The sequence below is a fragment of the Peribacillus sp. BM1 genome (assembly GCF_056679975.1).
On record NZ_CM155259.1, the window covers coordinates 633,124 to 646,816 of the forward strand.

The 13,693-nt window shown below is 40.6% G+C and carries 11 protein-coding genes and 1 riboswitch; of the genes, 1 reads left to right on the plus strand and 10 read right to left on the minus strand.

Translation table 11 applies throughout. The features are described 5' to 3' along the window. Positions 1–64: 64 nt before the first annotated feature. The 9 genes from AC1MGI_RS03165 to secA form a co-directional block, all read right to left on the minus strand. Positions 65–1,252, minus strand: coding sequence for a PDZ domain-containing protein (locus AC1MGI_RS03165; RefSeq protein ID WP_480349690.1), 1,188 nt, complete (start codon positions 1,250–1,252; stop codon positions 65–67). Between the two features lie 264 nt (positions 1,253–1,516). Further along, entirely contained in the window at positions 1,517–2,986 is a 1,470-nt protein-coding gene (locus AC1MGI_RS03170) for a S41 family peptidase (protein ID WP_480348460.1), read from the minus strand. Between the two features lie 196 nt (positions 2,987–3,182). Then, positions 3,183–4,538 (minus strand): murein hydrolase activator EnvC family protein, encoded by a 1,356-nt coding sequence (locus AC1MGI_RS03175; protein ID WP_480348462.1) that lies wholly within the window; start codon positions 4,536–4,538, stop codon positions 3,183–3,185. Between the two features lie 182 nt (positions 4,539–4,720). After that, positions 4,721–5,614, minus strand: coding sequence for a permease-like cell division protein FtsX (ftsX, locus tag AC1MGI_RS03180; protein ID WP_480348464.1), 894 nt, complete (start codon positions 5,612–5,614; stop codon positions 4,721–4,723). After that, a complete protein-coding gene (gene ftsE / locus AC1MGI_RS03185; RefSeq protein ID WP_480348466.1) occupies positions 5,604–6,290 on the minus strand; it encodes a cell division ATP-binding protein FtsE in 687 nt (228 codons plus the stop codon). The genes ftsX and ftsE overlap by 11 nt, the downstream gene beginning before the upstream one ends. Positions 6,291–6,588: 298 nt before the next feature. Next, a complete protein-coding gene (gene cccB / locus AC1MGI_RS03190; RefSeq protein WP_480348468.1) occupies positions 6,589–6,927 on the minus strand; it encodes a cytochrome c551 in 339 nt (112 codons plus the stop codon). Between the two features lie 49 nt (positions 6,928–6,976). Further along, complete coding sequence (locus tag AC1MGI_RS03195; RefSeq protein WP_480348470.1) at positions 6,977–7,840, minus strand: YitT family protein; 864 nt, start codon at positions 7,838–7,840, stop codon at positions 6,977–6,979. A 765-nt stretch (positions 7,841–8,605) separates the two neighbouring features. After that, positions 8,606–9,704 (minus strand): peptide chain release factor 2 gene (gene prfB / locus AC1MGI_RS03200; RefSeq protein WP_157279646.1). Its coding sequence is split into 2 segments (ribosomal slippage): positions 8,606–9,631 and positions 9,633–9,704, totalling 1,098 coding nucleotides; the frame shifts between segments, so codons are not numbered across the junction. A 168-nt stretch (positions 9,705–9,872) separates the two neighbouring features. Continuing rightward, positions 9,873–12,383, minus strand: a complete 2,511-nt coding sequence (gene secA / locus AC1MGI_RS03205) for a preprotein translocase subunit SecA (RefSeq protein WP_480348472.1) — start codon at positions 12,381–12,383, stop codon at positions 9,873–9,875. 590 nt (positions 12,384–12,973) lie between these two features. Here secA and AC1MGI_RS03210 point away from each other — a divergent pair. Beyond that, the gene (locus AC1MGI_RS03210) at positions 12,974–13,297 is read left to right on the plus strand and encodes a helix-turn-helix domain-containing protein (RefSeq protein WP_480348474.1); all 324 of its coding nucleotides are present in this window, start codon (positions 12,974–12,976) and stop codon (positions 13,295–13,297) included. A 91-nt stretch (positions 13,298–13,388) separates the two neighbouring features. On the opposite strand, the gene AC1MGI_RS03215 is transcribed toward AC1MGI_RS03210, so the two are convergent. Further along, positions 13,389–13,535, minus strand: a complete 147-nt coding sequence (locus AC1MGI_RS03215) for an anti-repressor SinI family protein (RefSeq protein WP_480348476.1) — start codon at positions 13,533–13,535, stop codon at positions 13,389–13,391. 28 nt (positions 13,536–13,563) lie between these two features. Then, positions 13,564–13,647, minus strand: a riboswitch (cyclic di-GMP riboswitch). Positions 13,648–13,693: the final 46 nt, after the last annotated feature.

Genomic DNA, 13,693 nt, shown 5'->3' on the forward strand with positions numbered 1-13,693 from the left:
CTGTGAGGTCAGGCCCTTTGGGACACCCTCTTAAAAAATATATCCAACTCTATTTGAAACATTACTAAATCGCTTGGCTACGCTCTTTTCGTCCCTCTTCAATAAAGAGGATCCCCAACTCGTAGTGCTCGCCTTCGAACAGTGCGCGTTGGATGAAACGAATTTGCCCGTTATGTCCGACAACCTCCATCTTACAATGCGCGCGGTTTATTTGTAATGCCCCGTAAAATTCATGTTCATTACTTACTTGTGATCCATTCATTTTCGTAATAATCTCTCCCATTTCCAAGCCCATTTTATCCGCTGGCGTATGTGGAATAACACCAAGAATTTTAACGCCGATCTTGCTTTGGGAAAAATAGAACGGAAGCTTACGATCATCCACCTTTGAAAAATAGTGAATCAATTCACGCCCAAGCATCGCAAGGACAACTGCTCCAATGGACAAGTATGGATACCAGTTTCCAAAAACGGCAATGGTTGTGACGATGATAGCAAGAAAAGTAACCTTTCGTCCTTGTGCTCGTATCACGATTTGTGGCAGACTACCTTGGATCGTTTTAGCAAATCCGATTAACACTGGAATCGCAATCGGAGTAAAATGGAGCTCTCCGATTGAAAACACAGGATACCAGTCAATCGGTGCTACTAACTCTCCTCCTGGAACAAGGATAAATAAAGGAAGGAGCCAAATTTTTCTCGCTTTATATGTACCAACCACTTGCCCTCGTTTCGATACCCTCAAATTGGGAGAGGGCTGTTTACTACCATTTTTACTAATCAATATACCTTCAGCCAATAACAACAAACCAAGCAAAACAGCCAAGCTTGGATACACAGGCTGATCAAGACTTTGAAATGCCTCTGAAAAAATAGGAAATTCAATTTCTCTTCCTGCTAGAAAAACAACTGACAAGAAGGAAAGACCGACGATATAGGCTGGGGAAAGCAAACGTACTTGGAACGTCAATGACAACAAAATAGTAAATGCGCCCATTAAAATAATGGCAGCAAACGGAATAACGACCCCAGATCCTAACGTTAAGATGGAAAGAAGCACTCCTATTAATAGCCCTATTGGCAAAAGCTGACGAAGTTCCTGAAATAGACTATTAATTCGAATGGTAAAGTCGCGTCTTTCCCTTTTCACCCGAAGGTAGCCAACGAACAGGCTAAGAATAATCGATACATAAAAAACAGGATGCAAAAAAAACATGCCAATCCCTTGCAAACTAGCAACTAACCAACCCACTATCAATATACCCGCACCCTCTCTATCTTCCCCGATAATATGTTAAAAACGGTTTCTAACCTGAAATGTCTATTTGAAAACAGATTTGTAAGTTTTTTTACACTTTCTCCTATTCTACCAAATATGTAGCCCTTCTGCCTATGAATACGAAGAAAAGTCATCATGGACCTTTCATTACTTCCGATTTTATATACGAAACCCGCGTGTAACGATTATTTTTCCGCTCACAAAAAAGAACCCGACCGAAGCCGGGCTATCCTTACATTATTGATGCCTTGCCATTAATTTTAAAGCGGTACGAAGCTGTAAATCATTTTTCTCATCTTTTTTCTTTTTCGCAACTGCCTTTTCTAAGGCTGCGGCTGTTTTACTATTAATATTGCCACTTACAGTTAAGTCATTGGTATTTTGAAAAGCCTTCACAGCTGTTTCAGTTTTTTCATCATAATACCCGTCCGCTCTGCCCGTCGGATACCCTAATGATGTTAGAATTTTTTGGGCGTTTTTTATCTGTTCATCATTCATATCTCGTTTAAATATCTTTTCAGCAGTCAATGGATGAACATTGAAATAGGATGGTTGATGCACTTCGATTGTCGGCGTGATTCCTTTTTGATGTATCCAATTTCCGTTTGGCGTCAGCCATTTATATAACGTAATTTTAATATTGCTTCCATCCCCCATCGGAATCGCCTTCTGCACCGTGCCTTTCCCGAAGGTCGTCTCGCCAATGAGCGGATATCCACCAGCTTCTTGCATAGCGCCAGCCAAAATCTCTGCGGCAGATGCACTGTCTTTGTCCGTCAATACAGCGATTGGATAGTCTTTTTTCTTTTCATTCCCACTAAATACTTCTTTTGTTTGTCCCGATCGATATTCAATTTGTAGATATGGCTTGTCTTTCGGAAGCAATTCACCAAGAATACTTTCCACACTTGTCAAAAAACCGCCTGGATTGCCACGAACATCTATAATCAAGCCACTGATTTTTTCTTTCTCAAGCTCCTTTAACTGCTCTTTAAAATCAGCGGCTGTATCTTGAGAAAAAGAAGTGATTTCAATGTAGCCAATATTTTTGCCATTCTCACTTTTCACACTTGAAAAAACCGTATCAAGAGGAATTTCGTCACGAGTGATGGCTAACTTGATCGGATTCATGACACCTTGGCGCTTAATTTCAAGATTTACGACGGTCCCTTTTTTACCGCGAATTTTCAACCGTGTTTCATTTAAATCCAGCCCTTCAATCGAGTCACCATCAATGCTAATAATCTGATCTCTCGGCTTCAACCCGGCCTTATCAGCAGGAGAATCTTTGTAAGGGGAAACGATGATTACTTTATGATTCTCCATTCCTATTTCAGTCCCAATCCCATCAAATGATGAATCAAGCGCTTCATCAAATTGCTTTGCCGTTTCCTTATCCATATAGACGGTATACGGATCTTTCAAGGTAGAAAGCATTCCCTGTATCGCGCCTTCCACCAATTGGGTTTCACCCACTTCCTCTACATATTGCTGATAAATTAAATCATAGGCCCTTTCTACCTTCGCCCACTCTGTGCTATCATAGGCTGCCGGCTCAGCCCCTAAATCTTCCACTTTATTCCCCCACAAATATTGGTGAACCTCACTGTTTGGATTTGCAACATATCCTCCCCCAACTGCCCCGATCGTTAATGATGCTACCATCGTTACAGGAAGGGTCCATTTCTTTGCTATCTTCATTTTCATATAAGCCAATCCCTCTCTATAAAAAAGGTTATAACATAATCTATGAAAAAAAGGACAAGATATGCGCACCAAAAAACGAGGTTGTCTTAAACAAAGTCTGACCTCACACTATATAAACAATATATAGTAGATGTGGGATCTGAACTTTCGTTATCAGACAGCCTCGTTTCAGCTTTTTTATTCAATTATTACTGTATTACATAGAAAGATAGTTTAATGGATTCACAGCATTCGATTTCGCAGCATTCCAAGCACCTTTATGTAGTTCGAAATGCAGATGTTGTCCATACGAGTGACCCGTGTTCCCCATATAGCCAACTTGCTGGCCTTTTGAGACAACTTGTCCAGCACTTACACTCATCGAGTTCAGATGTGCATATAGGCTTGTAAAAGTTTGTCCATTGATGGAATGTGAAACCATGACGACATTGCCATATGAGCTGGACGTATACGCACGTATTACGACCCCATCTGCTGTTGCAACAACTGGCACTGTACCACTTGCAGCAATATCAATCCCGTTATGTGATTTCCCCCAACGTCCGCCAAAGCCAGATGAAACATATCCCGCGCTCGGTCGATTAAACGTGCCAGACGAAACGGTTGGAGCACTTACTGCCGAGTTTGAACTTGAGTTTGAACTTGAGCTTGAACTTGAGTTTGAACTTGAGCCTGAACTTGAGCTTGATATTGAAGCCTGCTTTTTCTTAGCAGCCGCCGCAGCCGCTGCTGCTTCAGCTGCCGCTTTCTTTCTCGCCGCTTCCATATCAGCAAGGCGCTTTTGTTCAAGCTGAATCGCTTGTGCAACAGCTGTTTCCTGTGCTTTAAGATTAGCCGCCTCTTCTTCGAAACCAACTATATCATGCTCTGCATGCTCTTTTTGTTTATGAAGTTCAGCTAATAACACTTCTTGCTGATTCTTTTGTACTTGAAGTTGCTGCTTAATATTTTTCAATTCAGCAAGCATTTTTTCTAAATCGGATTTCTTCTTTTCAACAGCAGATTGTGCTTCTTCCAGACTTTTTTTATCCTGCTCATGCTGTTTAATAATATCCTGATCCGCTTCGACGATTGTTGCGACAGCACTTACTCTGTCAATAAATTCACTAAAGCTTGAAGCCCCGAGAAGAACTTCTAAATAGTTCAAATTGCCGCCGCCCTCTTGATAAGAAACCGCACGTTCCTTCAAAAGCTCATTTCGTTTCGCAATTCGATCTTTCAGCACGACGATCTCTGCTTTTAGTGACTCAATTTCGGCATTCGTTTTATTAATTTCAGCTGTCTTCTCGATAATTTTATTCGCATTAGCTGTCATATTCTTTTCAAGTTGATCTAGTTGTTCTTCAACCGTCAACTGCTGTGATTGTAATTGTTTAATTTCTGATTCTGTTTTTTGAATATTCGATTGAACATCCGTACGTTTTTCTTGAATCGTTATTTTCTTATCTTTCATATCTTGCAATGATTCCGCATACGCGCTTGGTACAGCCAAGAGGCTCCCAAGCCCTAGTATGATTGTTGCACTCATCGTGATGATTTTATTTCTATGCACTTTTTCTGTTCCCCTTTCTTCTCTCCCTTAGACTTTGATATCTTTTGCTCTATTTAGCTAGGATTCTCTGTTTTGGTGCGTATTAGATAAGGTCAAAACCGGATTTGCACAGGACTTGCGCGGTTTTAACAGAAAGTCATTCATAAACTGTGATGAAATTCGCGAGCTTTTTGAACACGCACTTATACTTTTAAAAACTTCCGAACAGACATCAAACTGCCCCATATTCCAATTAGTCCGCCTAATAGAATAAGAATCGCTGAAATCTGATAAATAAATGGACTTAATGGTAGCAATTCGAAAAATGGAATATTAATTTTCGGTGAAACGTATTTAAATAGATTAGAGTAGAATACGCCAATTAACCCAATTGGAATAATGGACCCCAACACACCAAGCCATAAACCTTCAAGGAAGAATGGCCAGCGGATAAAGTTATTCGTTGCCCCAACTAATCTCATAATCTCAATTTCTTTTCTTCTTGCTATAATCGTAATTTTAATTGTATTGGAGATAAGGAACATCGCCGTGAATAACAATCCGATAATCAATACGACACCAATATTCCGGGCAATATTTACTACATTAAATAAATTATCGACATATTCTTTTCCATATTTGACGCTCTGAACATATTCAAAGGTTTCAATTTCCTTAGAAACCTGGCCTACATCCTGAGGCGTTTTCGTTTTCACGACTAATACATCACGAAGCGGATTATCCTGTTCAAATAATTTAAACGCCTCGCCGTTCTCACCCATGCCTTCAATCATATTCGTCAATTCTTTTTCCTTTGGAGAATATACGATAGAATCGACTTTGGCGATTTTCTTAATTTTCTCTCCAAGTGTTTTTTGAATTTCTTCCGTTGCAGCCGGGTCGATATGTACCCGTATTTCAACATCATTCTCTACATTTGATGCGATGTGGTTCAAGTTCATCATGATGACAAAAAACACACCAACTAATAGCAATGTTACCGTTACTGCACTTACAGAAGCAAAAGTCATCCAGCCATTTCTGACCAAACTTTTACCGCTCTCTCGAAAGTGCCGTTGCAATGTATTAAGCTTCATAGCCGTATTCACCTCGCAAATCATCGCGGGCAATTTTGCCATTTTCAATGGCGATTACACGATGTTTAAGATTATTAACAATGTCTTTGTTGTGGGTCGCCATAATAATGGTTGTACCACTTTTATTTATTTCGTCAAAAATATTCATAATTTCCCATGAGGTTTCTGGGTCAAGGTTTCCTGTCGGCTCATCAGCAATAACGACCATTGGCGAGTTGACGATTGAACGGGCAATGGAGACACGCTGTTGCTCCCCACCTGACAGTTCAGTAGGTAGCATTCGAACTTTATGCTTCAACCCAACAAGATTCAATACTTCCATTACTCGCTTTTTAATTTCATCTGGGGTCTTCTCAATAACTTCCATCGCAAACGCAACATTTTCGTAAACCGTCAATGTCGGCAGTAGCTTGAAGTCTTGAAACACGACGCCGATATTACGACGGAAAAGCGGTACCTTTGTATTTCTAATCTTCGGCAAGCTCAATCCATTCACAACAATATTTCCAGTTGTCGGAGACTCCTCCCGATACATCATTTTAATAAAAGTAGATTTCCCCGCACCACTAGGACCTACTACATACACAAATTCACCAGCTTTTATTTTAACGTTGATTCCGTTTATAGCAACGACACCGTTCGAATACGTTTTATAGACGTCTGTCATTTCTATCATATAAATAACCACCTAACTAGCTTTTTATTTCCAGAAAACTTATGAATCTATGGACGAGTTTCTCTCGCTTCATTTCGACAATTTTTGTGAAAAAAACCGAAAAAATAACAGGAATCAATCCTGTTACTGTACAAAAGCCATTATACCATCAAAGTTTGTCAAATCCGAAAAAAAAATGTTACAGTTTCATTTCAATGTAAATTTCCAGTTCCATCTGCTGAATAGGTAAATTATGGATCTTACTAGAATAACAACGAAAAACGTCCTGCACATACGCAAGACGTTTTTGATCGCGCTCTTATTTTTTTTCAGAAAGCCATTGTGCAACCTTTGCAGCTTGGTCTCCTTCGATAATTTTAGCAGGCATACCTCCGCTTTTCCCTTCTATAATAATAGTTTCAATTTCTTCTTTAGAAAGTGTCTGGCCGATCGTTTTAAGTTCAGGACCAAATGCCCCTTCAAGATTCGCACCATGACAGCTTGAACATTTGTTTTTATAAATATTATCTACTTCACCAGCAGACGTTGTTGTGGTTTGGCCTTCATTTGCTGGTTTATTCGCGTTGTCATCAGATGAACCACATGCAGAAAGAGCAAGCGTCGTTCCTAGCAATAATGTAATCAATTTTTTATTCACTATAATGCCCCCTAGTTAAATTATCCACTTCACCAATATTATACCAGCATTACGCGTGTTTAAAACCCTCCCCCAACACCTCCGAAGCATCCATTACGATCACAAAGGCTTTGGGATCAACGTCTTTCACTAATTGTTTCAAATTCGTGAATTCTGATTGATCAATTACACACATGAGAATTGGACGTGAATCATCCGTATATCCTCCTTGACCCGATAACCTCGTGACACCGCGGTCAAGCACGTGAATAATTTCATGTCTCACTTCTTCTTCGTGATTCGTAATGATCATCGCCATTTTGGAACGTCCAAGACCAACTTGGACTAAATCAATCGTTTTACTCGTCACGTACAACCCAATTAATGCATACAACCCTTTTTCAATATCAAAAACAATCGCTGCACTCAACACAATTAATCCGTCAATTAACGCTACACAAGTACCTAAAGAAAAATTCGTATATTTATGGATAATCTGAGCCGCAAGATCTGTACCGCCCGTTGAAGCCTTACCTCTAAAAACAATGCCAAGACCTAAACCGACCCCAATCCCACCGCAAATCGAACCGAGTAGGGCGTCCTGTGTCCACGGATCCCAATCCTTTGTTAGGTAAACAATAAATGGTAAAATCAATGTTCCAACCAATGACTTCGCCCCAAACTGCATGCCTAACAACAACAAACCACTGATAAACAACGGAATATTAAAGGCCCACTGTACATACGCTGGCTCCCAGCCGAGCGTCCCAGTCAAGATCGTACTAATTCCACTGACCCCACCCGATGCAATTTGATTTGGCAAAAGAAAGACGTTAAATGTAATCGCTATGATGGCTGCCCCAACGATTACAAGACCATACTCACTCAACTTCTCAATCACCGGATGCTTCGGTTCTCGATATCTTTTTCTCATTTATCAGGTACTCCCTTCACCCTCTTTGTCCACGCTTATTCATCACGATACAAATCGTTCAAAGTAGTATAGCACCGGGATCTAACCCCTGTAAATGGTACTCCGATAAAGCAAGAAAGAGGGAGAATTCGCTGCAGATCTTTATTAGTTTTTGCAATGCCAAGTAAATTAATCATTAGATTTCACTATTCGTGCTGAGTTCTTATCCCTTTTTTCGAGAATTATATGAGCGCTTCGGAAATACTAGCTAAATTCTTGGTATTGAAGAACAGAACTACATTCCAAAATTAAAGAAACAATAAAGTGAAACTTCCCTCAGTGGGGATTCCCCCCCCACTGAGGGTTAATTGAACCAATCGGGGATTTACTTCAAAAAGCGAGGCGACTGGTACAAAGAACGTCTCCTAAGATCGCTCACGTCCTGTGAGCAACAGAGACGCCATCACATCCTGTGATAGTCCGACAAGCATAAGATGGAATACGGCGTGGCGTAGTTTGCCACAGAGTATTACAGCTTATGACCTCAGACGGGATAGGAGCCGTAGCTAGATTAGGCTGTTTATCCCCATCTATTTATTTCTTGATTCTCTCGCAAAAATTGAGGTGGGGGTATTACAGGCTGTTAAACCGTGATAAATTATTGTACGAAACCTACGGGAGAACCTAAGCGGAGAGGACTATGTCCAAGGTGGGTGGTTAATGCTTCAAAAAAAACAGGCCCACTAAACAGTTTTCACTGTTCAATGGACCATAACTTACTCAAACTTATAATTTTGAACGTAGATAGGCATCAATGAAGGCGTTGATATCGCCATCCATGACCGCTTGCACGTTTCCAGTTTCCGTACTTGTACGGTGATCTTTCACCATGGAGTATGGGTGAAATACGTAAGATCGGATTTGGCTTCCCCAGCCAATTTCTTTTTGTTCGCCGCGAATTTCATCCAATTCAGCTTGTTGCTGCTCGATTTCGCGTTGATATAGTTTTGCTTTTAGGAAGTTCATCGCTTGAGCACGGTTTTTGATTTGTGAACGCTCAGATTGACATGTGACTACAACACCTGTTGGGATATGTGTAATCCTAACAGCAGAGTCCGTCGTATTAATATGCTGACCACCAGCACCGGTTGCACGATACGTATCAACTTTCAAATCTTCTGTACGAATTTCTATTTCAATGGTGTCATCAAATTCCGGCATGACTTCACAAGAAACAAAGGAAGTGTGACGACGGCCAGATGAATCGAAAGGAGAAATACGGACAAGACGGTGAACCCCTTTTTCCGCTTTCAAATAGCCATAAGCATTATGCCCTTTGAAAAGAAGAGTCACACTTTTAATACCAGCTTCGTCTCCAGGTAGATAGTCGATTGTTTCTACCTTAAAGCCTCTTTTTTCACCCCAACGCGTATACATACGCAGAAGCATAGAACCCCAGTCCTGAGATTCGGTCCCACCAGCTCCTGGATGAAGTTCAAGAATGGCATTATTTTTATCATATTCTTCACTTAGTAACAGCTGAAGTTCATATTCATTCATTTGTTTAGAAAGCTCGACGATTTCCACTTCAAGGTCTGCTAGTAGCTCATCGTCGTGTTCTTCTTTCACAAGCTCATAGGTTAATTCAAGATTTTCATACGAATCATTGAGCTCTGCCAATTGATTGACCTGCTCCTTCAATCCATTCGCTTCATTAATGACGACTTGTGCCTTTTGTTGATTGTTCCAGAACTCTGGATCGCTCATAATATTATCTAATTCAGCAATACGGGCTTCCTTCTCTTCTAAGTCAAAGAGACCCCCTAAAGTCCGCTAATTTCTTAGCTGTATTCTCAAGCTCATGTCTAATATCTGCTAATTCCATGCAATTCACCTCTTAATTATTTTCAAAAAACGTAATCAGTCTCTACAACTATATGCAAAAAAGGACAGATTCGCAAATTGTATTTCAAGTTTCTCTCTTGTTACTTGTTCAAATGGAAAAAAAGAGGCGGTAAACCCTGGACTAAACCGACCTCTTTTTCTAGCCTATTTACTCTACATTCCCGTGACAGTTTTTATACTTTTTACCGCTTCCGCATGGACAAGGATTATTTCTTCCGATTTCAGGCGATTTACGAAGTGGCTTTTTCTTAACCTTTTCTGAGCCTTCTTTTGGATTGACAGCATGCCCTTTAATGACTTCCTGACGCTCCAGATTATTGCGAATTTCTGACTTCATAATGTATTTCGCAACGTCATCTTCAATGGCCATCACCATTTCCTCGAACATCGCAAAGCCTTCCTGCTGATATTCGCGTAATGGATCAATTTGACCATATGCACGAAGATGGATTCCTTGACGCAATTGTTCCATCGCATCAATATGATTCATCCATTTACTGTCAACGGCGCGCAAGACGATTACCTTTTCAAACTCACGCATTTGTTCAGATGACAATTGCTCTTCTTTAATATCATACTGTTCTTTCACTTTCGCAAGCATGTAATCCGCTACTTCAGCTTCATCTTTTCCATTTAGATCAGCTTCTGTTACTTCACCCTCATCGAACAGATTGCCCTGGGCATAATCGAGTAAGCCTTGATAATTCCAATTTTCACCGTCCGTACCTGGTGCAAAGAGGGCCACATTACGATGAATACTCGCTTCAAGCATGTTTTCAGCGATATCGCGTAAATTCTCACTATCCAGAACATCAAAACGTTGCTTATAAATGATTTCACGTTGTTGACGCAGCACATCATCATATTGAAGAAGCTGTTTACGTGCATCGAAGTTATTCCCTTCAACGCGTTTCTGAGCGGATTCCACAGCACGGGATACCATCTTACTTTGGATGGGCTGTGTATCGTCCATCCCAAGTCGTGCCATCATCGCTTTCATATTATCTGACCCAAAGCGGCGCATCAATTCATCTTCCATAGAAAGATAGAATTGCGTCATACCTGGATCCCCTTGACGACCAGAACGTCCGCGAAGCTGGTTATCGATCCGTCTACTCTCGTGTCGCTCCGTACCGAGCACGACAAGACCGCCCAGTTCTTTCACACCTTCACCAAGCTTGATATCCGTACCACGACCAGCCATATTCGTTGCAATTGTCACAGCACCTTGTTCACCGGCCCCAGCAATGATTTCCGCTTCTCGGCCATGGTTTTTCGCATTCAATACATTATGCGGAATCCCTTTTCTTGATAAATACTTTGAAATAATTTCAGACGTTTCAATCGCTACTGTACCAACTAGAACAGGTTGCCCCGCTGTATGGCACTTTGCAATCTCTTCGACTACGGCACGGAATTTCCCATCCATAGACGCATAAATTAAATCAGCACGGTCATCCCGAACAATTTCACGATTCGTTGGAATCACGATTACATTCATATTATAGATATTACGGAATTCTTCTTCCTCTGTTTTGGCTGTTCCCGTCATTCCGGAAAGCTTTTCATACATCCGGAAATAGTTTTGAAACGTAATCGTCGCAAGTGTCATGCTTTCGTTTTGAATCTCCAAGCCTTCTTTCGCTTCAATGGCCTGATGAAGTCCATCACTATAACGACGTCCTTTCATTAACCGCCCAGTGAATTGGTCAACGATAACGATTTCGCCTTCTTGCACGACATAGTCGACATCAAGATGCATACTAGCATGAGCTTTTAAAGCTTGATTAATATGATGGTTCAACACAACATGGTTAATGTCGAATAAATTTTCAATATTAAAAGCCGTCTCAGAGCGGTTAATCCCCTCTTCTGTCAGCTGAACCCCTTTTGTTTTTTCGTCATACGTATAATCCTTTTCCACAGTTAGCGTGCGTACGAATGCATTCGCTTGAATATATAACTGAGCTGATTTTTGTGCCGAACCCGAAATAATTAATGGGGTACGAGCTTCATCAATTAGGATTGAGTCCACTTCATCAATGACAGAAAAATGCAAAGGACGCTGCACCATTTGCTCTTTATAAAGAACCATATTATCACGTAAATAATCGAAGCCAAGCTCATTATTCGTGCTATACGTAATATCTGCATTGTACGCTTCTTGTTTTTCTTCTTTGGACATGCCATTTATATTCAAACCAACCGTCAAGCCCATGAACTCATAGAGCTTGCCCATTTCTTGTGCATCACGGCTTGCCAAGTATTCATTGACTGTAACAACATGAACACCTTTCCCAGTAATCGCGTTCAAATAAACAGGAAGAGTGGAAGTCAACGTTTTACCTTCCCCGGTCTTCATCTCAGAAATATTCCCGTCATGAAGGGAAATTCCCCCCATTAGCTGGACGCGGAATGGATACATCCCTAACGCTCGTCTCGCCCCTTCACGAATCGTCGCGAATGCCTCGATAAGCAAATCATCGACCGTTTCTCCTTTTTGGTACCGCTCTTTGAATTCTTCTGTTTTCCCACGCAGTTGGTCATCTGATAAAGAAGCTGTTTCATCCGCTAGCATCTCAATTTGATCAGCCAGCTTCTCAAGGCGCTTCAATTCTCGTTTATTCGGGTCAAACACTTTATTTAAAATATTAAGCATTCAAAAACGCTCCTCTTTATATAGAAGTCTTTATCAAAAAAGTAAAAAGTACTTAGGTTTCATAAGATTAAATTAACGGATATCCCGGTTTACAGGCTGTAATACCCCCAACACAATTTTTGTAAAAGAATCAAGAAAAAATAAGGTGGAGATAAACAGCCTAATCTAGCTGCGGCTCCTAGCCCCTCGAGGTCATAAGCTGTAATACTCTGTGGCAAACTACGCCACGCCGTATTCCAGCTTATGCTTGTCGGACTATCACAGGATGTGATGGCGTCTCTGTTGCTCACAGGACGTGAGCGATCTTAGGAGACGTTCTTTGTACCAGTCGCCTCGCTTTTTGAAGTAAATCCCCGATTGGTTCAACTAACCATCAGTGGAGAAAAACACTGATGGAAGTCTCACTTTATTTTACCCATTATATTTCATAGTAAATAGGTGCACCCTTAATATTACCATGTATAAAGTGTAGGTACAACTTCACGTTATTATGAAAAATTATAGATTAACTACTATGAAAACTGTTAGAATGGATACTAACAGCTTCAGAATTAAAAATATCTTCAGAAAAGTTTTTGGGGTGTGATAATATGATCGGTGATCGCGTAAAAAAACTGAGACAAGAAAATAGAATGTCCATGACAGAACTTGCAGAAAAAGCAGGAGTTGCCAAGTCCTATTTAAGCTCCCTTGAAAGAAATCTACAAACAAATCCATCCATCCAGTTTCTTGAAAAAATCGCCTTAGTGCTGCAAATTCCTGTTGACTCTCTCATATATGATGAGCCAGCCAAAGATGGCCTTGACGCGGAATGGATGAACATTGTTCAAGAAGCGATGAAATCTGGCGTATCCAAAGATCAATTCCGTGAATTCATCGAATTCAATAAATGGAAATTAAAGCAAGAGGATTGAAGCCCTGTTTCCATGTCCGGCCTAAAAAATAAACCCCTTAAACGAACTGGGCTTTCGTAAAAAACCAGTTTGTTTAAGGGGTTTATACATTTTAAATCATATGATAGGTTGGTTCATCTTTTTTATTTTCGATTGCTTTTTGCTCCAAGAAATGAAGGACTTCCTCTTTCCTCAGTCCTAGTTCCTTAGCTTGTATCATTAGCTCGATCCATTCTTCATAAACGGTTACATCCTCCAACCCAATCCCTCCTAAAATACCATGTATTTCAGGCAGCCCAGCCATCGTAGCACAATACCTTAGACCCGCGGCTTTGCGTCCCTACTTTTCAATAGGTTTGCCCTTTTCTGTGTAAGCACTTTCCTTTTTCTTGATTATACAGAATTTTTTGTATTTTT

What these genes read in the sequence shown, in the direction of transcription:
- AC1MGI_RS03210 (WP_480348474.1), top strand. Translation starts at nt 12,974, where the DNA reads ATGATCGGTGATCGCGTAAAAAAACTGAGACAAGAAAATAGAATGTCC.
- ftsX (WP_480348464.1), bottom strand. Translation starts at nt 5,614, where the DNA reads ATGAAGCTTAATACATTGCAACGGCACTTTCGAGAGAGCGGTAAAAGT.
- AC1MGI_RS03170 (WP_480348460.1), bottom strand. Translation starts at nt 2,986, where the DNA reads ATGAAAATGAAGATAGCAAAGAAATGGACCCTTCCTGTAACGATGGTA.
- secA (WP_480348472.1), bottom strand. Translation starts at nt 12,383, where the DNA reads ATGCTTAATATTTTAAATAAAGTGTTTGACCCGAATAAACGAGAATTG.
- AC1MGI_RS03195 (WP_480348470.1), bottom strand. Translation starts at nt 7,840, where the DNA reads ATGAGAAAAAGATATCGAGAACCGAAGCATCCGGTGATTGAGAAGTTG.
- ftsE (WP_480348466.1), bottom strand. Translation starts at nt 6,290, where the DNA reads ATGATAGAAATGACAGACGTCTATAAAACGTATTCGAACGGTGTCGTT.